The 19,324-nt window shown below is 43.7% G+C and carries 18 protein-coding genes, 1 tRNA gene, 2 rRNA genes and 3 pseudogenes; 15 read left to right on the top strand and 9 right to left on the bottom strand.

Features of this window, described 5'->3' with window-relative positions; genetic code table 11:
- The 4 genes from L7A31_RS20160 to L7A31_RS22180 form a co-directional block, all read left to right on the top strand.
- Positions 1 to 575 (top strand): 23S ribosomal RNA (locus tag L7A31_RS20160); the annotation flags it as partial.
- A gap of 116 nt (positions 576 to 691) precedes the next feature.
- A 5S ribosomal RNA gene (gene rrf, locus L7A31_RS20165) occupies positions 692 to 807 on the top strand.
- Positions 808 to 963: 156 nt separating this feature from the next.
- Positions 964 to 1,036 (top strand) — tRNA-Asp (locus tag L7A31_RS20170).
- Positions 1,037 to 1,484: 448 nt separating this feature from the next.
- Positions 1,485 to 1,760, top strand: coding sequence for a Na+ dependent nucleoside transporter N-terminal domain-containing protein (locus L7A31_RS22180; protein ID WP_290368774.1), 276 nt, complete (start codon positions 1,485 to 1,487; stop codon positions 1,758 to 1,760).
- 18 nt (positions 1,761 to 1,778) lie between these two features.
- Here the strand turns inward: L7A31_RS22180 and L7A31_RS22185 are convergent, their stop codons facing one another.
- Entirely contained in the window at positions 1,779 to 1,946 is a 168-nt protein-coding gene (locus L7A31_RS22185) for a hypothetical protein (RefSeq protein ID WP_290368775.1), read from the bottom strand.
- A 52-nt stretch (positions 1,947 to 1,998) separates the two neighbouring features.
- Between L7A31_RS22185 and L7A31_RS22190 the strand changes: the two genes are divergently transcribed.
- The 3 genes and pseudogenes from L7A31_RS22190 to L7A31_RS20180 all read left to right on the top strand — a co-directional run bounded on the left by L7A31_RS22190 (position 1,999) and on the right by L7A31_RS20180 (position 4,273).
- Positions 1,999 to 2,214, top strand: a complete 216-nt coding sequence (locus tag L7A31_RS22190) for a hypothetical protein (protein ID WP_290368776.1) — start codon at positions 1,999 to 2,001, stop codon at positions 2,212 to 2,214.
- A gap of 13 nt (positions 2,215 to 2,227) precedes the next feature.
- Complete coding sequence (locus tag L7A31_RS22195; RefSeq protein ID WP_290368777.1) at positions 2,228 to 2,626, top strand: nucleoside transporter C-terminal domain-containing protein; 399 nt, start codon at positions 2,228 to 2,230, stop codon at positions 2,624 to 2,626.
- A 371-nt stretch (positions 2,627 to 2,997) separates the two neighbouring features.
- Positions 2,998 to 4,273 (top strand): annotated as a pseudogene (locus L7A31_RS20180) (cation:proton antiporter).
- A gap of 75 nt (positions 4,274 to 4,348) precedes the next feature.
- On the opposite strand, the pseudogene L7A31_RS20185 reads toward L7A31_RS20180, so the two are convergent.
- The 4 genes and pseudogenes from L7A31_RS20185 to hemC form a co-directional block, all read right to left on the bottom strand.
- Positions 4,349 to 5,523, bottom strand: a pseudogene (locus L7A31_RS20185) (heme biosynthesis HemY N-terminal domain-containing protein).
- Positions 5,523 to 6,653: a uroporphyrinogen-III C-methyltransferase gene (locus tag L7A31_RS20190; protein WP_237363517.1), complete on the bottom strand. Its 1,131-nt coding sequence runs from the start codon at positions 6,651 to 6,653 to the stop codon at positions 5,523 to 5,525. Before L7A31_RS20190 ends, L7A31_RS20185 begins: the two are co-directional and overlap by 1 nt.
- Complete coding sequence (locus L7A31_RS20195; RefSeq protein ID WP_237363614.1) at positions 6,643 to 7,395, bottom strand: uroporphyrinogen-III synthase; 753 nt, start codon at positions 7,393 to 7,395, stop codon at positions 6,643 to 6,645. The genes L7A31_RS20190 and L7A31_RS20195 overlap by 11 nt, the downstream gene beginning before the upstream one ends.
- 3 nt (positions 7,396 to 7,398) lie before the next feature.
- Entirely contained in the window at positions 7,399 to 8,337 is a 939-nt protein-coding gene (gene hemC / locus L7A31_RS20200; RefSeq protein WP_237363615.1) for a hydroxymethylbilane synthase, read from the bottom strand.
- A 348-nt stretch (positions 8,338 to 8,685) separates the two neighbouring features.
- On the opposite strand from hemC, the gene L7A31_RS20205 reads away from it, so the two are divergent.
- The gene (locus tag L7A31_RS20205) at positions 8,686 to 11,217 is read left to right on the top strand and encodes a class I adenylate cyclase (protein WP_237363616.1); all 2,532 of its coding nucleotides are present in this window, start codon (positions 8,686 to 8,688) and stop codon (positions 11,215 to 11,217) included.
- 18 nt (positions 11,218 to 11,235) lie between these two features.
- Here L7A31_RS20205 and cyaY read toward each other — a convergent pair whose 3' ends face one another.
- Positions 11,236 to 11,550, bottom strand: coding sequence for an iron donor protein CyaY (gene cyaY / locus L7A31_RS20210; protein WP_237363617.1), 315 nt, complete (start codon positions 11,548 to 11,550; stop codon positions 11,236 to 11,238).
- A 76-nt stretch (positions 11,551 to 11,626) separates the two neighbouring features.
- Here cyaY and lptM point away from each other — a divergent pair.
- The 6 genes and pseudogenes from lptM to yigB all read left to right on the top strand — a co-directional run.
- A pseudogene (gene lptM / locus L7A31_RS22305) lies at positions 11,627 to 11,740 on the top strand (LPS translocon maturation chaperone LptM); the annotation flags it as partial.
- 109 nt (positions 11,741 to 11,849) lie between these two features.
- A complete protein-coding gene (lysA, locus tag L7A31_RS20220) occupies positions 11,850 to 13,103 on the top strand; it encodes a diaminopimelate decarboxylase (protein ID WP_237363618.1) in 1,254 nt (417 codons plus the stop codon).
- A gap of 10 nt (positions 13,104 to 13,113) precedes the next feature.
- Positions 13,114 to 13,944 carry a diaminopimelate epimerase gene (gene dapF / locus L7A31_RS20225; protein WP_237363619.1) on the top strand — a complete coding sequence of 277 codons (831 nt, stop codon included), beginning with the start codon at positions 13,114 to 13,116 and terminating at the stop codon, positions 13,942 to 13,944.
- Positions 13,945 to 13,959: 15 nt separating this feature from the next.
- Positions 13,960 to 14,670, top strand: a complete 711-nt coding sequence (locus L7A31_RS20230; RefSeq protein WP_237363620.1) for a DUF484 family protein — start codon at positions 13,960 to 13,962, stop codon at positions 14,668 to 14,670.
- A complete protein-coding gene (gene xerC, locus L7A31_RS20235) occupies positions 14,642 to 15,571 on the top strand; it encodes a tyrosine recombinase XerC (protein WP_237363621.1) in 930 nt (309 codons plus the stop codon). Before L7A31_RS20230 ends, xerC begins: the two co-directional genes overlap by 29 nt.
- A 3-nt stretch (positions 15,572 to 15,574) precedes the next feature.
- Complete coding sequence (gene yigB / locus L7A31_RS20240) at positions 15,575 to 16,291, top strand: 5-amino-6-(5-phospho-D-ribitylamino)uracil phosphatase YigB (protein ID WP_237363622.1); 717 nt, start codon at positions 15,575 to 15,577, stop codon at positions 16,289 to 16,291.
- Here yigB and L7A31_RS20245 read toward each other — a convergent pair.
- Together L7A31_RS20245 and L7A31_RS20250 are read right to left on the bottom strand one after the other, a co-directional pair.
- The gene (locus L7A31_RS20245; protein ID WP_237363623.1) at positions 16,280 to 16,888 is read right to left on the bottom strand and encodes a tRNA-uridine aminocarboxypropyltransferase; all 609 of its coding nucleotides are present in this window, start codon (positions 16,886 to 16,888) and stop codon (positions 16,280 to 16,282) included. The genes yigB and L7A31_RS20245 overlap by 12 nt on opposite strands.
- Entirely contained in the window at positions 16,889 to 17,914 is a 1,026-nt protein-coding gene (locus L7A31_RS20250) for a COG3650 family protein (RefSeq protein WP_237363624.1), read from the bottom strand. It abuts the gene before it with no gap.
- A gap of 37 nt (positions 17,915 to 17,951) precedes the next feature.
- On the opposite strand from L7A31_RS20250, the gene L7A31_RS20255 reads away from it, so the two are divergent.
- The gene (locus L7A31_RS20255) at positions 17,952 to 18,413 is read left to right on the top strand and encodes an EVE domain-containing protein (RefSeq protein WP_237363625.1); all 462 of its coding nucleotides are present in this window, start codon (positions 17,952 to 17,954) and stop codon (positions 18,411 to 18,413) included.
- Positions 18,414 to 18,432: 19 nt separating this feature from the next.
- Here the strand turns inward: L7A31_RS20255 and L7A31_RS20260 are convergent, their stop codons facing one another.
- Positions 18,433 to 19,263, bottom strand: coding sequence for a Cof-type HAD-IIB family hydrolase (locus L7A31_RS20260; protein WP_237363626.1), 831 nt, complete (start codon positions 19,261 to 19,263; stop codon positions 18,433 to 18,435).
- Positions 19,264 to 19,324: the final 61 nt, after the last annotated feature.

Raw genomic sequence — 19,324 nt, forward strand, 5'->3', positions numbered from 1 at the left:
TGGCATAAGCCCGCTTGACTGCGAGAATGACAATTCGAGCAGGTGCGAAAGCAGGTCATAGGATCCGGTGGTTCTGAATGGAAGGGCCATCGCTCAACGGATAAAAGGTACTCCGGGGATAACAGGCTGATACCGCCCAAGAGTTCATATCGACGGCGGTGTTTGGCACCTCGATGTCGGCTCATCACATCCTGGGGCTGAAGTCGGTCCCAAGGGTATGGCTGTTCGCCATTTAAAGTGGTACGCGAGCTGGGTTTAGAACGTCGTGAGACAGTTCGGTCCCTATCTGCCGTGGGCGTTGGAAGATTGAAGGGGGCTGCTCCTAGTACGAGAGGACCGGAGTGGACGAACCTCTGGTGTTCGGGTTGTCATGCCAATGGCATTGCCCGGTAGCTAAGTTCGGAATCGATAACCGCTGAAAGCATCTAAGCGGGAAGCGAGCCCTGAGATGAGTCTTCCCTGACACTTTATGTGTCCTTAAGGGTTGTTCGAGACTAGAACGTTGATAGGCAGGGTGTGTAAGCGTTGTGAGGCGTTGAGCTAACCTGTACTAATTGCCCGTGAGGCTTAACCATACAACACCAAAAGGGTTTTTTGTGGGACTCAAACTAGAACATTGAATGTGTAATAGAACGAAAACAGCTTTCCGAATTAAATCGTAGAGTCGTATGACTTTATGATGAAGAATTTGCTTGGCGACCATAGCGTTGTGGACCCACCTGATTCCATGCCGAACTCAGAAGTGAAACGCAACTGCGCCGATGGTAGTGTGGGGCTTCCCCATGTGAGAGTAGGTCATCGCCGGGCTTTAATTACTGTCTTGTGAGACAAGACAATCTGATTAAAGCAATAATATGTAAGACTTTAATTAGAATATTTAGAAATTCCTGCCTAGGCGGGAATTTTTGCTAACTAGAAAAGCAAACGTTTGCAGTTTTTCTAGTTTTAGGAAAATTTAGGTGCGGAGTGGTAGTTCAGTTGGTTAGAATACCGGCCTGTCACGCCGGGGGTCGCGGGTCGAGTCCCGTCCACTCCCCATTAATTAAGGAGCCCTAGTCGAAGACTAGGGCTTTGTTTTGACTAATGGAAATAGATAATCAACGATTATCATATAAGTCATTGTAATAACTAATTTTTATCAGATGCGTGCTAATAGCTGCGGCTTATCTGATAAATATCTAATAAAAAGTTTAAGTCATACTTCGAATTTAGGAAGGACTCTGGATTCAGTACAGAGTCGGTGTTTTCCTAAGCATAATAATGTCAGCGAGTTGTTGAGATAACATTGCGCTGGATTACACCTCACTCACTCTCTGCCTTCAACTGATCTATGCAATGATAGTTTTCAATGCATTTGCATTTGTGAATATCAGAGTACAGTTGCGCGCAGTTTTTAACCATAAATAACTTTATTTGAGATTGGATGTTTGGTGTCTCTATGTTTTTTGACCTTAAAAAAGTAATATTTTTTGTTAGGTGTAGTAGTGGTACTCGCACTTGCGTTCCTTTTTAGTGCTGATAAATCTGGTATTAAAAAGCGCCCGATACTACAAATGCTAGTGATTGAACTAGTGCTAGCGTGGGCTTTGATGAAAACAACGGTTGGTTTGACTATTGTCGGTGGAATCAATGCGTTTTTCGTTAGGCTAATGGACTATGCAGGTCAGGGCACGAGCTTTGTGTTCGGCGATCTTGCACAAAAAGGGCATTTTGTCTTTTACATGAACGTACTGATGCCGATTATTTTTATTCGGTACTGATCGGTATTCTGCGCCACTTTAAATCTTACCAGTGGTTATCAAGTATGTTGGTCTAGGCCTAAGCAAAGTAAATGGTCTAGGGAAGCTAGAGTCATTTAATGCAGTAAGCTCTTTATTGGTTGGCCAATCTGAGAACTCATTGCAATCAGCAGCTGATTCCGCATGACAAACCAGCGTATGTTTCACTCTTTCTGCAACTGCGATTTCTACGGTTTCTATGTCAATCGTTGGTTCTTACATGCAGATGATTGAACCTCGTTATGTTGTGACTGCTATCTTGCTAAACATGTTCAGCACTTTCATCATTCTTTCTGTTATCAACCCTTATCAGTTGGAAGAAGGTCAAGATTTGATCGTGACTAGCGAAGATGAGAAAAGCAAAGCTTCTTTTGAAATGCTCGGTGAGTACATCATGGATGGTTTCAAAGTGGCGGTAGTCGTTTCGCTATGTTGATTGGTTTCGTGCATTGATTGCAGCGATCAACAGCGTGTTCGATATGGCCTTTGGCATTACCTTCCAACTACTAGGCTATGCATTCTCGCCTGTTGCTTACATGCTAAACATTCCTTGGCATCAAGCTGCACAAGCTGGCGCAATTATGGCAACTAAAGTGGTTACCAATGAGTTTGTTGCGATGATTGACCTTACACACGCGAAAGGACTTGATCATCACACTGTCGGCGTTATCTCAATTTTCCTAGTGTCTTTTGCTAACTTTAGCTCTATCGGCATGATTTCTGGCGCGGTGAAAGGATTGTGCTCCGAGAAAGGCGATATCGTAGCGAAGTACGGCTTCAAGCTGGTTTATAGCGGCTTCCTAGTAAGTTTGCTTTCAGCTGTTGTTGCGGGCCTAATGATTTCTTAATCGTTCATTAAGCCAAAGTTTCAAAACCCCACCTTATCTTTGAATGTTAAGGTGGGGTTTTTTTATTTGTCTTATCATTACTACTTTCTAGGTAATAAAACTCCTCAAACAGGGGTATTTATGAACTAGAGCAAGTCTTCTCTTCATTTGTAGTTATATTATTACGCGGTTTATGTGTGTAGCGCTGGCGACTAAGCTGTTCTTAATAAATAAGTAATAGACCCAGCCGACAAATTTACGCACAATGACGCGATACCCAAATCAGTCAATAGAAGGTATGGCCTTAGGTGGAGCGGGTATGCTCGGCTACTAACAAGTTTAATTAAAGCAATGCCGATACAATTTGATGACATAGACTAGGAGTACTATAAATGTCTGTTTACGACACGATAAGTGTTATTGCCGCAGTTGCGGTGTTTATCTCTCTATTTAATCAGAGGTTTGGTAAGTTTCAAACGGACTATCGCAATAACAGGGTGGTCGGTTGCTATTTCGATCCTAGTGCTAGTATTAAGTAAGTTTGGAATTATTCCACTGCACGAGCAACAAGAAGTTATTCACATGCTTCAGCACATTCAGTTCGATGACTTCTTGCTTAAAGGTGTTCTAGGTTTCTTGCTGTTTGGTGGAGCACTCAATATTGAGCTCACCCATCTCAAAGACCAGAAGTTTGAGATCCCTTCCTAGCTCTTGTCGCAACGCTATTTTCTACTTTCTTCATTGGTGCGTTGTTGTTCTTTATTTTCCAGAAATCGGCATCCATATCGACTTCATTTATTGCTTGTTGTTTGGTGCTCTGATCTCTCCGACCGACCCAATCGCGGTACTCGCAATCGTTAAAAAATGCGCGCACCACAGCGAGTATCGACACAAATTGAAGGTGAATCGCTGTTCAATGATGGTGTTGGTCTCGTTGTGTTTGTCACTTTGTTTGAGGTGGCATTTGGCAAATCGACGCCAACAGTATGGAGTACCGTAGAGCTATTCCTACATGAAGCAGTGGGTGGAATCCTATTTGGCCTAGTGCTGGGTGTGTTGTTCCATCATATTATTAAACGCACACCGGATAGCATGATGCGTCTTATCTTAACCATGCTTATCCCAACGGCAGGCTACGTCCTGGGAGAGCATCTAGAAGTCTCTGCTCCATTGGCTATGGTTGTTTCTGGTATCATCATTGGCAACATCACTCGCGGCGGAATGGATGAGCAAGAGTCTCACCAGATGAGTCACTTATGGGAATTGGCTGATGAGATTCTCAACGCCATCTTGTTCTTGCTGATTGGCTTAATCATGCTGACTTTCAGCTTCCACTATATCGACATTATCGCTGTATTAATTGCTGTACCTCTTGTGCTATGCAGTCGCTATACCAGTGTTAAGCTTTCTTATGTGTTGTTTAAGTTTTATCGCAGGTATAACCCAGAGTCCGTTAAGATCCTCACTTGGGGAGGCTTACGAGGCGGTCTAGCATTAGCGATGGCAATGGCGATCCCGACAGGAGCGCAGGTGGTTAACGGTGTAGATATTAAAGAGATCATAGTGCTAATGACTTATGCAGTTGTGGTTTTCTCTATTATCGTACAAGGTTCGACGATCACACCGATGATCCAAAAAGCCAAAGATTGGGAGAAGAAAGGCTATTAATTTGCCTTTGGTTTGATACTAAAAAGCCCGCAGCATTCTGATACTGCGGGCTTTTTGTTTGCCTATCTTTTAAACCTAGCTTGTTAAAGAAATGACTTTTTTCGACACTTCATTGGCCGCTTGAGTGAGGTTTTGTTTTTCTAAGGCTTTAGCAAGCAATATGTAATCTTCTCGATCTGTTCTGCTCGATAGGGCTTTTTCTAGATGTTGCTGTGCTTCAGGCCATTGCTGATTTTGCATCTCTATACGAGCAAGTGCACTGTGCGCTTCGGCGAGGTTGGCATCTTTTTAATTAATGCTTCGAGCTGTTGGACGATTGGGTGCATGTCTGCCAATTTGATTGTCGGAAGTACTAATAGCAATTCATTGATAGTTTGCTTTTTCAGCGCTTCTTTAGCGATGGTAAATGCTTCTGAGTAGGCATCTTTCTCAACCAGTTGCTTAGTCATGTGGACAATGAGCTCAGGCTCAGTTTTGAGTTTTCTGCTTAGTTTATCCCAATATTGAATTAACTGTTCGGTGCTGTTTGTTATCGCAGTATCGGTTAGCAACCCCTTGTGAGCGAGCAGTTCGATTTCTTTTTGTTCCTTAGCGTCTATGATTTTTGCTTTACTCAACTGTGGAACAATATCGAGTAGATCCTGCCACTGTTTGAGTTGAACATGTACTTTCTTCAATAGGTTGAGCAGCAATGGGTTAGTTGGGTGATCCGAATGCAGCTTAGATAGTGTTTCGAATGCCAGTTTAAACTCACCTTCTTTTACTTGTTGCTTAGCCAATGTGAGTGCTACCGCCAAAGAAGAGTTGTCTTGTTTGCGCGCTAATTCGATATATCTATCTCGCTTGGCTTTATCCCCCATCTCTATTGCCGCTTCAGAGGCCATCAAGTAGCAAAGCAAAGGCATATCATGGTGAGATGCACGGCGAGTGACTTTCTTTTCAGCTAGTTTCCATTGTCCTTCAAGAAGTTTGATGATGCCTTCGTTTGTGTCTTGTCTAGAGCGCTTAACTTTTCTGATAGTGAACCACTGCCAAGTCGCAGAACTTGAGCGCAATAGCTTTTTCAACAAAGTTTCGGCAACAAATAGGATGCCTAACGCAATAACCACGAATACGACTAATGTCGTGACACTCATCTCTATTGTTTTGTCAGCAATAGAGATCAGGACATAGCCTTGCTGACCTGCGTAATGTGTGCCAACAAAAATACCAGCTCCAAGTACGATGAAGAGAAAAATAAGTCTGAACATTATTTTTCCTCCGCGGTAAAGCTAGTCACTTTGCGGGAGAGCTTGTCAGAGATAATCTTCGATAGGATATCTTGCGATTGAAGTTTCACAGGATAGGTGACTTGCACTTTTTGCTGGCTTAACGTTTTTAAAGTGTTCTCAAACTGTTGTACAGAAGTACTGTCTTGGTCAAAGTATGAGTGAGACCAATCGGAAGCGGTTTCTAATGCTGTAGAGTAGATACCATCTTTTTCATCGTAGACTGCACGTATAGCAAGGTCTAACTTAGCGATTATGTTTTCTCTCAAGTAGAAATCTTGCTTTGGAGAAAGTAGCGGTGTGACATTGCCGTCACGCGTTCTAAAGGTAATAAAGTTTTCAGAAAACTCTTTTAATGAGGTAAGTAAGTTAGTTTTCCAGTCGCTCACATCGGAGGATACTACTGGCTTCTTCACCTCACTTTCCTTTGGAAGAATCGCGTTTGCTAGAGGAAGCTTGTCGACTTGCTTTTGCAATGACATTAGGCGAAGAACTAAGCCATCTCTATCAATGATCGGCAAGGCTTTCAATGCGGTTATATCGTTAGCCATTGCTTGTCGAAGTGGGAAGAGGTTAGGGTCGTTTAGTGAAGCAATGCGTTGATCTGCATTTTCTAATAGTTCAGTTGCACTGAAAATATCGTGCTCTAAGTAAAGCTTGCGAGCCGAGAGCTTGACCAAGTAGTCGGCTTCCGCCAATAGCCAATCATTCGGACTGCGTCCTTTCATGTCAGCGACAGCCATTTGTAGACTCTTGATGCTTTTTTGATTCTGATCCAGCTCGACTTTTGTTTGCTGGCCAACTTGCGCAATATCTTTGCTAGATTGGCTTTGGACGGATTCTAGTCGAGAATCAAGAGTTTTTTGGTTTTGCTGTATTTGTTGCTTCAGTTGGCTGATTTCATTTTTGTACAGGGTGCTTTGATGATAGATTTCATAGCTCAATCCAGTGCCAATTAGGATAGATAAGATGAGCGCTACGGCACCTGTTTTGGAGCTTTTTTTCGGAACGCTTGCGCTGGCTTTGGTCTTATTATCGGTGGTTTGTTTGTTGTCTTGGCTGGTATCGTGTTTCTTGTCAGATTCTGTTTTCTGATTGTTGTTATTCGCCATTTTTTAGATCCTGTTTTCTTGAACGCAGTGTGTTCACTATATCTAGATTGGATGCACCGCCAGTGTTAATTGTTTGACTAAAGCCCAGCTGTGTCGCTTTATCTACAAGGCGTTGACTTGGAACCAATAGTTTTAATCCTAACACCCATTGCATATGAGTGTTGTCTAATTGAGACAAAAAGTATTCCAGTTGCTTGCCGCTGGTCACAATAAGACAATCAATGTGATTAGCCTGCCACATTGGAACGTACAATTTGGAGTCGAAGGGCAGCATTTGACGTTGGTATACTTCAACGTATTCAACCTTCGCTCCGCGAGCTAGCAAGCCATTAAATAATGTTTCCCTACCGCCATTCCCACGCAAAATAACAATGCGTTTGCCAGTGACATTTTGTAATTCTTCCATGTTCAATAAGTGTTCACTGTCACTAATGTTGGGGTAGTGAGTTGTCTGCTGTGTTACTTGCTCCATCGCTTGCGCAGTTTTTCTTCCCACAGCAAGATAGGTGCATTGTGGCCATGGTAAGTTTTGTAGGGTCAATTGATGGTGGGAGAAGGTTGCAACGTGCTGACTAACCGAGATGATTATGTCAGCTTTACATAACTGCTTGCTAAGAGAGCCGAGTCCAGTGCCTGCTTTGATAGTCATCATAGGATGACAATACGCAGGCACATCAATACTAGCCAGATGCCGACAGAGTGCTTGTCCTTGCTCTTGTGGACGAGTGACTAGGACTGCCATGTTCTAATCGTTCTCGCAATAGAGTTTGCTAAGTATTTCTTTTGCGCCATCATCTAACAGCTGCTGCGCTAGCGTTTGCCCAAGTTGTTCAGCTTGTTTTCTTGGCCCGCGAATCTCTCCACGGACGATAAGCGAACCATCTGGTTCACCCACTAAAGCTCTTAACCATAGTGAATCGCCTTCAAGCAAGGCATAGCTACCAATTGGAACTTGGCAGCCTCCCTCGAGAAATAGGTTTACTGCTCGTTCGCAAGTGACTCTATCAGATGTATCTTGGTGGCCAAGAGGTGCAAGTAATTGGCGTGTTCTATCATCATCGAGGCGGCACTCAATTCCTACGGCGCCTTGGCCTGCAGCAGGTAGTGATTGAGTTGGTTCAATGTAGCTTTGGATGCGAGATTCTAATTCCAATCGCTTTAAACCAGCAGCGGCTAAGATAATGGCATCGTAATTTCCTGCATCAAGCTTGCTTAAACGAGTGCCTACGTTACCTCTCAGCTCTTTGATGATGAGGTCTGGCCTTGCTGCTTTTAGCTGACATTGTCTACGTAAACTACATGTACCAACAGTTGCGCCACTTGGTAGTTCATCAATATTGTTGTAGGTATTGGACACAAAGGCGTCACGCGGGTCTTCACGTTCACATATTGTGACTAAGCCAAGACCCGGAGGGAACTCTCCAGGAACATCTTTCATCGAGTGCACAGCAAGATCGGCTCTTCCTTCAAGCATGGCAACTTCAAGTTCTTTAACGAACAGACCTTTTCCGCCAACTTTAGCAAGTGGGGTGTCTAAGATGATATCGCCTTTCGTTACCATAGTGACAAGCTCGACTTCAAGCCCTGGGTGAGCATCAATCAGACACTGTTTGACGTAGTTGGCTTGCCATAGAGCAAGAGGACTTTTTCGTGTTGCGATACGAATTGGCTGAGATGTATTCATGGCTGCTAAATGTTGGATAAAGAATTTGGTTCAATCGTATCATTCAACAAGTGAAAAGTATCAGTATTTGCTTTAGATGGTGAGCAAATGGTGATAAAAAGCGAGCAGACGAAAATAAATAATGTGACTTATCTCTCGTTTGCAATATGGGCTATTATTAGAAAAAGGAGATACGTACCACACTATGTTCCAGCGAATACTGACAGGTGACTTCAAGGATGTGAGTTGTGATGTATCGTTCAATTCTTTACCAACAAAACAAAAAGTGTTAAATTGATCACGTTTTGGCGTGTATTTTGAACAAAATATAGTCAGGCAACTATTGATACTCAAACCAAGGATAGAACCTTGCAGGCTTATACAGATACGTTAATTCAAAGATTAGATCGGCTGAATCAGCAGCGTATTGATCGTGCGCTGGCGCTTATGAGCCTGCCTAGCCAACGAGTATTCAACCTCATCCCCGCATTATTTCATTACCACCTTCCCTCTATTCCTGGTCATTTTGACGATTATGTACCTTCTGGTGTATTTAGCTTCCAGCCTTCCGAAGAACAGTTAAATCTACTCGTTGAGCTTGGGTTAGAGGTGAGTATTGATACTGAACTGGCGTCGACTTCAAGCGACATTCTTGCCCTCTATACTATGGGCAGCACCTCTTCCATTGGTCAAAGTACATCTAGTGATTTAGATGTCTGGGTTTGCGTTTCTCCAGACATGGACAGTGAGAATAGAGATCGTCTGACGCTAAAGTGTGCACTTATTACCGATTGGGCAAAAACTCAGGGTGTAGAAGCGAACTTCTTCTTGATGGATGAGCAAAGATTTCGAAGTAATTGCTCTGAAGAAATGACAGGTGATAATTGTGGCTCTTCCCAGCATTTGCTGCTGCTTGATGAATTTTATCGTTCTGCTGTTCGTCTAGCTGGGCAAAGGCTGCTTTGGCAGATTGTTCCACCCGAGATGGAAGAAAACTACGACCAGTATGTCGCAGAGCTTTGTAGTGGACAATATATTGATTGTTCAGAGTGGTTGGACTTTGGACAGCTTAACCGTATTCCAGCGGAAGAGTATTTTGGTTCGAACTTATGGCAGCTATATAAGAGTATCGACTCTCCTTATAAGTCGGTTTTGAAGGCGATCCTTCTTGAGGCCTATTCTTGGGCTTATCCAAATACAGAATTATTAAGCATTGATAGCAAACGGCGCTTCTTTTCCCATGAACCCGATTTATATGGAATGGATGCGTATTATTTGATGCTTGAGAAAGTGACCCACTATCTCGAACATATTGGTGATCACACTCGTTTAGAGCTTGTTCGTAAATGTTTCTACTTGAAGACTCACGAGAAGCTATCGCGCCAGCCGGGGGTTGGTTCGGTTAAGTGGCGTCGTGAAGCTCTGGCTGACATGGTAGAGAAGTGGCAGTGGGATCAATCAATGCTAACCGAGCTTGATGACCGCCGTAACTGGAAGGTTGAGCAAGTTAAGGTTGTTCACCATGCGTTGCTTGACGCACTCATGCAAAGCTACCGAAACTTAATTCGCTTTGCGCGTAGAAATGACATTACTTCTACGATCAGCCCTCAAGATATTAGTATCTTGGCGAGAAAACTATATGCGGCATTTGAGGTGTTGCCAGGCAAGGTAACCTTGCTCAACCCACAAATATCACCAGATTTGCACGAAGCTGATCTGACGTTCATTGAAGTGAGCGAGGGAAGCGTAAACAAAGCGGGTTGGTACTTGTATAAGCAGCCTCTTATCCCTCATCGCATTATTGGCCAGCCTAAACTTGAGCACAATGAGTACTTGAGTAAGCTAGTCGCGTGGGCGTTTTTCAACGGATTAATTACTGAAGCTACACGCCTTCACTCAGTAGTGAAGCAAGCTGACATCGATATTGATAAGTTTTACCAAATGGTCAGCGACCTGCGTAACACCTTTTCATTGCATAAACGTCGCCCTAGCATGCAGGCGCTTGCTAGCCCTTGCGAAATTAGCCAGTTGGCGATGTTTATTAACTTTGAATCTGATCCAACAGCTAACGTCAGCGCTAAATCACTAAAAGTAGATTTGAAAAATACAGATATTTTCAGTTTTGGTGAAGATGACTTAAGTCTTGTCGGCAGTGTTGATTTGGTTTATCGCAACTCTTGGCATGAAGTGCGTACGCTGCACTTTGAAGGCGAAACGGCGATACTGGATGCGTTAAAAACGGTACTCAGTAAAATGCACCAAGATGCGCTGCCACCTGAATCTGTAGATGTTTTTTGTTACGGTAAAAATCTACGTGGCATGATGCGTAATATGATTTATCAGCTATTAGCCGAGTGTATTGAGCTAAGGTTGAAGCCTTTTGACCAAGAGAAGAACCGCAGCTTCAAAGCAATTCGTGTTGCTGGAAAAATGTATGGTTTGTTCTTTGAAAGGCGTGGTGTATCTGTACAGAAGCTTGAGAACTCTGTCGATTTCTACCGTTGTATTTCAACTAACAAACTCACCGGCTCCACGCTAATGGTGGTGGATAAAGAAAAAGATTATCAATTGCCGCAAGTGGTTGATGGGTTTGCGAGTCAGGGACTAATTCAATTCTTCTTCGAAGACACTGAGCATGGATTTAATATCTATGTGTTAGATGAGGCTAATAAGGTTGAAGTTTATCATCAGTTCAGTGGCGAGAAGGATGAGATGATTTCCAGCGTGAATAGTTTCTATACGTCGGTGAAGGATGAAAGCAAGCTATCTAACCAGCTGATCAACTTCAATTTGCCTCAGTACTATCAAATAGTGCATTCGAATGATGGTGACGACTATGTCGTGCCATATCGTAACGACAATGCGATACAACTTAAGCCATCCAGAACTGTGACGGCTTAAGTTCGGGCCTTTAGTTATTTATTGCCAATCAATCTCTTCTTGGCATTGATTTTCACATTCTCTTTTAACCATTGCGTGAAACTCTACGCCTGATTTAGAGCAAATCCACTCTTTGTCGATCAGTTTGAAGTGATAGCCACCCGTTTTTGAAGCGAGCCAGATCTCATGCATAGGCTCTTGACGGTTGATAATGATTTGACTTCTATCGTCAAATTCCAAGGTCATAACGTTGCCAGATATCTCACAATCAATATCCGCACCTGAGTTATCGATAGCTTCCTCAATCTGTTGAAGTTGAGCATCTACAATTTGATGAAATTCGGTGTCATTCATCTTCAATTATCCTGTTGCATTTCTTGTTTGTGGTGCGATTATAGAGGGCATAGACTCAATAATCACGATATCCACGATGAAAAAAACACTTATAGCACTGACAGTGATGTCTGCATTAGCCTTGGCAGGTTGCGGTCAAACCGGCCCTCTATATATGCCAAAAGACAATACAACCAATTCTGAGGCCCAATCAGCTACGCCAGACAGTGGCTCTCAGTCAACGGCTCCTAGTGTTCAAACGGGTACTCAATCCGAGCAGCATGCGTGATCAATAAAAGCGAATAATAAAGGTAAGAAAATTGGATTATTTCAACTATCGTGAAGATGGCCAGTTGTGTGCAGAAGACGTTGAGCTGTCTGCATTGGCTGAACAATATGGTACGCCATTATATGTATACTCGCGTGCAACTTTAGAAAGGCATTGGAATGCGTTTGATAAGTCAGTCGCTGGACACCCTCATTTAGTCTGTTACGCAGTGAAGGCAAACTCGAACCTAGGTGTGCTTAACGCTTTAGCTCGATTAGGTTCAGGTTTTGATATTGTTTCAGGTGGAGAGCTTGAGCGCGTCATTGCTGCTGGTGGCGATCCCGCGAAAGTAGTCTTTTCTGGTGTAGGAAAAACCAGTCAAGAAATGAAACGCGCCCTTGAGCTAAACATTAAGTGCTTCAACGTAGAGTCTGAACCTGAATTAGAAAGGCTAAACCAAGTGGCAGCTGAGCTTGGTGTGAAAGCTCCAATCTCACTGCGTATTAATCCAGACGTAGATGCCAATACTCACCCTTATATCTCAACAGGTTTGCGTGACAACAAGTTTGGTATCGCATTTGAGCGCGCTCCAGAAGTATATAAGTTCGCGCAAAGTTTAGATAACCTTGATGTACAAGGCATTGATTGCCATATCGGTTCTCAGCTGACAGATATTGAACCTTTTATCGATGCGACCGACAGATTACTTGCGCTGATTGATGATCTCAAAGCTCATGGAGTGAATATTAAGCACCTAGACGTTGGTGGTGGCCTTGGCGTAATTTATCGTGATGAAATGCCCCCACAGCCGTCTGAGTATGCAAAGGCACTGCTAGATAGACTCCACAGCCACAAAGATCTAGAACTGATATTTGAGCCTGGTCGTGCGATTGCGGCAAATGCCGGTGTTTTGCTGACTCGAGTTGAATTCTTAAAACATACCGAACACAAGAACTTTGCCATCATAGATGCAGCGATGAATGATCTGATGCGTCCTGCTCTTTATCAAGCTTGGCAAGATATTGTTCCTGTCTCTCCAAGAGAAGGCGACACGACCACTTACGATCTAGTCGGTCCAATATGTGAAACAGGGGACTTTTTAGGTAAGGATCGAGCACTTGCTTTAGAAGCGGGCGATTTACTTGCTGTACGTTCCGCTGGTGCCTATGGTTTTGTTATGTCTTCGAATTATAACACTCGTGCTCGCGTTGCTGAGGTGATGGTAGATAAAGACCAAACATACCTCGTTCGTCAACGTGAAGAGCTATCAAGCTTATGGGCACTTGAAAATGTACTTCCGGAGTAAATAACACAGTATGCATTTCCATTTTTCTAAGATGCATGGTTTGGGTAACGACTTTATGGTCGTGGATTGTGTTACCCAAAACATCTTTTTTTCTCCAGAGTTGATTCGTAGACTTGCGGATAGACACACTGGTGTAGGCTTTGACCAGTTACTTATTGTCGAAGCACCTTATGATCCGGAAACTGATTTTCACTATCGAATCTTTAACGCCGATGGCAGTGAAGTAGAGCAGTGTGGCAATGGTGCACGCTGTTTTGCTCGATTTGTCCGTATGAAAGGACTGACCAATAAATTTAGCGTTAGTGTCAGTACCAAGAAAGGTAAGATGATTCTCAATATTGAGGAAGATGACCAAGTTAAAGTGAACATGGGCGCGCCTGAATTTGAGCCAAATAAGATACCGTTCAAAGCGAAACAGGCTGAGAAGACCTATATTATACGGACTGAAGAGCATACGTTGTTCTGTGGTGCTGTGAGTATGGGTAACCCTCATGTAGTCACTGTTGTTGAGGATATTGAAAACACAGATGTGGAGCAGTTAGGCCCGTTGTTGGAGTCACATGAGCGTTTTCCAGAGCGAGTCAACGCAGGCTTCATGCAAATCGTATCTCGCAATGAAATTAAACTGCGTGTCTATGAGCGCGGAGCTGGTGAAACCCAAGCTTGTGGTAGTGGTGCGTGTGGCGCGGTGGCTGTAGGTATTGTACAAGGTTTACTCGACGACAATGTCACAGTGCATTTACCGGGTGGAAAATTGAAGATTCAATGGAATGGTGCTGATAAGCCGCTGTATATGACGGGGCCCGCGACGCATATCTATGATGGTCAGCTATCTTGTTAACTTTAAGGATGAATTTTGTCTCAAATTGATGCAGACGCACTGACAGCGCAAGTTGTCGCAGAGTACTTAAAAGATAACCCTGATTTTTTTCTTCATAGACAAGAGTTGGTCGAACACTTGTCTATTCCCAATCAAGAGAGAGGCTCAGTCTCTCTTGTGCATGTACAAATGAATCGTCAGCGCCAGCGTATCGAAGATCTTGAAGAAGAAATTACGGCTCTGATGTCTCTTGCTGCTGACAATGATAGAACCTTTCACGAATTTATGGATCTGCAAGAGCAGATACTAAAGTGCAACGATTTGTACAGCGCGATTCAGCGAATAGAGAATAAAGCGAAGTGCTTAAATCTCGAAGCGTATATCCGTCTTATTAACGTAGATGAGCCTTGCTATCAGATATCTCAGGCTCAGTATCAAAAGTTTGCGAATCAGAACCTAAATGGTAAAAGTGCTTTCTTAGGGCGCTTGCGAAATTGTGATCGCCATTGTTTGCTTGGTGAGTATGCAGCGACAGCTGAACTGGGCTCCTATGTAGTACTTCCTTTAGCGAGAAAGCAGGTTCTTGGGCTGCTTATCTTTGGCAGTGAAGATGGTGGCCATTTCCAACCGAATATGGATACGCTGTTTTTGCGCCACCTTGCCCTTGTTTTCTCACATTTGGTTGAGGCTTTGCCTTGGAACTCAGTCGGTGCAGATCATGACCAGCTCTCAAATAGTTCTTCCTAGTAGCTTACAAAAGTCGCTTGAACGCTTCTATGAATACCTGCGAAGTGAGAAGGGCCTTAGCTTACACACTCAACGTAATTACAAGCAACAGTTGGAAACAATGGCTGTTCACCTAAATGGAATGGGTATCAATGAGTGGCAAGATGTAGACGCTTCATGGGTTAGGCAGTTGGTCAGCAAGGGTAGAAGGGATGGAATGAAGGCGAGCAGTATATCGACTCGTCTTTCTTCGTTAAGAAGCTTTTTTGATTTCTTAATATTACGAGGAGAGTTGGAGGCCAATCCAGCAAAAGGCGTCTCTGCCCCTCGAAAACGTCGCCCGCTACCAAAGAACCTAGATGTGGATGAAGTTGGTCAGCTTCTTGAAGTGAACGAAGACGACCCTCTGGCTATACGAGATAGAGCCATGATGGAGCTAATGTATGGTGCTGGCTTGCGCTTGGCTGAGCTTATTAGCATTAACGTCAAGGATGTTGGCTTTCATAGTGGTGAAATTCGAGTGATAGGTAAAGGTGACAAAGAGAGAAAGGTTCCTTTTTCTGGCTTGGCGGCAGAGTGGGTTGGCAAATGGCTCAAAGAACGATCTGCGCTAGCCAACGCTGATGAAAAAGCCTTGTTTGTTTCCAAGCTCGGCGGACGTATTTCGCATCGTAGTGTACAAAAACGTATGGCTGAGTGGGGGCAAAAACAGGCAGTTGCAAGCCATATTAGCCCTCATAAACTTCGCCACTCGTTTGCAACGCATGTACTTGAGTCGAGTAACAACTTACGTGCTGTGCAAGAATTACTAGGCCACGAAAACATTTCTACTACTCAAATCTATACCCATTTGGACTTTCAGCACTTAGCACAAGCTTATGATGCCGCTCACCCTAGAGCGAGAAAGAAAGGTAAAAAGTAGCGAATGCGTGTATATCGTAGGCTCCAGACTATAAAAGCGATCACCTTTGATTTGGACGATACCTTGTATGATAATCGCCCGGTGATCGCTCGATTAGAGTCAGAACTGACTCAATGGATGACAGAGCATCATCCTATTTTCATCTCACGCCCACTATCTTGGTGGAAAGCTTTCAAGCAAGAGCTCGCAGCCAAAGAACCAACACTGACACACAACGTATCACTGTGGCGTTATGAGCAGCTTAGGCGTGGCTTAACGCAAGTAGGTTACTCCTTAGAGCAAGCACTGCAAGCTGCGAATGATGCGATGGAGGTGGTAAGTTACTGGCGCAGTCAATTTGATGTGCCAAAGAGCAGTCATGACGTATTGAAAGAGCTATCTGAAAAATATCCATTAGTGGCGATCACTAATGGCAATGTTAACGTTGATACTATCGGTCTGAGTGGCTACTTTCAAGCGGTGTTTAAATCGGGCTTTGATGGTTTAGCCAAGCCATTTCCTGATTTATTTGCGAAAGCTCAAAAGAAACTAAACCTTCAGTCGAAGCACATTTTACATGTAGGTGATGCGCTATATTCAGATGTAGAGGGAGCCAAACGAGCTGGCTTTCAAGCTTGCTGGATAAACCTAACTGGTACAAGCTTAATACACCAGCCTAAAGCTACGCTTTTGCCTGATCTAGAAATCGAAGATATAAGTGAATTGCGCTCACTGCTTTAATTGATGCCCACTTCTATCTGCCTGAAACACTCTAAGGTAGTGAGAGAAGAACTCGCGTAGATTTGATGCTTGCTGCCTCTCACCTTGTGCTTTAAGCAATTCACAGCCTACTTCTAACGTGCATAAGTTTCCCTGTTCTTGATTGCGCCGCAATGTATAGTCAGAGCTGGAGCCAATGCTCGATAGAGATACCATGGGGATATCGCTTAGCCAGCTGGACTTTCTGACCATTTTTCTTGCTTCTTGCCAAGTGCCATCCAGAATGATGTAAACGTGCTTTTTCTTTGACTGATTTTCCGTCACTTTCTGGATGCTTAAACTCTCTTCAGAGGGGAAAATGATAAATGGCTCTACGTTTTTCCGAGATATATGAGCCAGGAAACCTTCGGGAGCATCACGCCTATCCCAAGTAAAACTGCTGCAATTTGGAAGCGATTTTTGCAAAAGTTTGCCAGTGTTTGTCGCTCTGCCGCATTCATTTGGGTGCATCAATAAAACGATATCTAAATCGCAGCTTAGCTTAGGAATGAGAGCGCAAATGCACTGATGGGTAAAGCCACATTCAGTGCAAGGTAAGTCGCTATTTGACTGCGCCATCTATTTCACACTGCTAGTGCGATAGAGTACTAAACCGCCGTCTGCTATGGGGTAGAGTACGTTTCCGACTTTTTCTGATGTTGCTGTGAGCTGGTTTCCATCGAGAGTAAATATTCGCTGCGATATAAGGTGCTGCTGCTGGTGCTTAGTCATCAACACTTGAACTTGCGTATCGTTTAGTTGCTGCCAAAAGCCTTGCTCAACGATATCGGATTTTCCATCTCGATAGCTGTAAACCGTCTTTGCAGAGTGATCACTATTAAGGCTTAGCTTTACATCAAACTGAGAGGTTTTAGTCGACGATGCGGCATATTGGCCAACCCAATTAAGTGTGCTATCAGTATTGCCTAATATTCCGCAGCCCTTATAGGTTTTGTTGTTCAGCGTTAGAGAAGCAACCCAGCCAGACAAAAAGCCGCCCGCTTCGTTCGTGCATGCTTTTCTTGTTAACTCCAACTGACCTTGCTCGAGTTGGTAAACGCGCTTGGAAGAAGATACTGATGAAGCAAAAACTTTATAGGAGTGCTCTGGTTGACCATCTATTTTTATGTTGGCTGAGTTGGGAGCGAAGGATATAGACCAGTTTGGCTCGCTGCCAAAAGCGCGTGTTGGCGTGGGAGAGTTGCCACAAAGGCTATATTTGAAGCTAGTTAGGTAGTTAATGTTATCGACGACAAATTTCGCTGCATATCCAGCGCTATAGCCGATGCTATCTGGTGGGGCTAAGTGTCCGACTAACTCTGTGTACATAGGCTCGTAAGGTGTTTTTTCAAAGGATTGAGCGAGCTTGAGTTTTGCATCGGGAAGTTGTACCCAAAATTGCTGGCTGCCGCCGCATGGGGTCAGTGACCTCACTTCTTGGCCTAAAACGACTTGGCCTCTTATGGTATAAGGTTGAGGTTGGATACTTGCAGGGTTTGCTAACGTTGCATGCTCACCAGTTGATGCACTGTTGTGTTGTACTATTGAGCAACCTTGTAATAGGGTTAATGTAAGCAGGGGGGGGCATAATAGTGAAGCCTTCACGCTATATCTCTTATTATCAGACGACTTGGAGTCTATTATGGCATATTGGTTGTTTAAAACCGAACCGGATGACTACTCAATCGATACGTTACTATTAGAAAAAGTTTCATGTTGGGAGGGGGTTAGAAATTATCAGGCAAGGAATATGATGAGAGATAATGTTAAGCAAGGAGACTTGGTGTTTATCTATCATTCGTCGTGCAAGCATGTAGGAATTGCAGGTATTGCGAAGGTCGTAAGAGAAGCCTATCCTGATCACTTTGCTTTCGATCCTGAAAGTCACTATTACGATCCTAAATCAGATCCGGATAATCCAACTTGGGTGATGGTCGATGTGGAATTTGTTCGTAAGCTAGATAACCTCATTCCACTTAGCGTATTGAAGTCGATGCCCGAGCTAGCAGATATGCCCTTGGTCAAAAGAGGTAACCGCCTGTCCATTATACCAGTCAGCGAGCAAGAATGGCAGGCGATAATGTGTATTCACTACAATGGTTAGCTTTTATAGGCTCTCATTGCTATTGGTTATTTAAAAGGTGCTGCTTGAGGTATTGTGCGACAGCATCTTCTGAATTAGCCCCAATGACTTCATTGTTTGGTAGTGCTTTGAATACCTTTTCATGCGAAGTACCCATTACTAGACCTTTCCCTGCCATGGTTAGCATTTCGACGTCATTCATACCATCACCAAAGGCAATACAGTTTTCCAAAGAGTGGCTGAGTTTCTTGGCTACGACTTCTAGCGCTTCGCCTTTTGATACACCTGCGCCCATTACTTCTAGGCACCAAGGCGTAGAGAACGCAACGTTAACTTGGCCAGCAAAGCGTTCGTTGATAATGTTCTCAAACTGAACTAAGTAATCATGGCTTTCATGCGTAAAGAAAATCTTGGAAATACCGTTCGTAGGCGCGTTATTTACGTCAAAGATCTCAAAGCTGAAGCCTGAAGACTCGTTGAATTTCTTCAGCTCTTCATCTGCTTTACTCGTTAGCCATGCATCATTCTGATAGATGTGAATTTTTATCTCGGATTCGTTTTTGACGACATCAACAATACCTTGTACTAGGCTCTCAGGCACGTTGTGACTAAAAAGCAGGTTGTCATTGATATCGTGTACCCTAGCACCGTTCGACGTGATCATATAGGCAGGAATACCTGCAAGTTCTCTAATTCCAGCGACATCGACATGGTGGCGACCTGTCGCAAAGACAAACGTGTAGCCCGCTTGATGGAGCTGCTTTAAGGTCTGTTTAGTAAAGTCGCTTAATTGGTGGTTTGGTTGAAGTAAAGTGCCATCTAAATCTGATGCTACGATGCGAAAGGGAGCAGTATTGTCATTATTGGTCATGTAGTCCTCTAAAGAGTGCTGTCGTTATTTTAAACTGGCTTGGGTACGATTCCAGTGTACG

It is taken from the genome of Vibrio marisflavi CECT 7928, from assembly GCF_921294215.1.
GTDB classification, from domain to species: Bacteria; Pseudomonadota; Gammaproteobacteria; order Enterobacterales; family Vibrionaceae; genus Vibrio; species Vibrio marisflavi.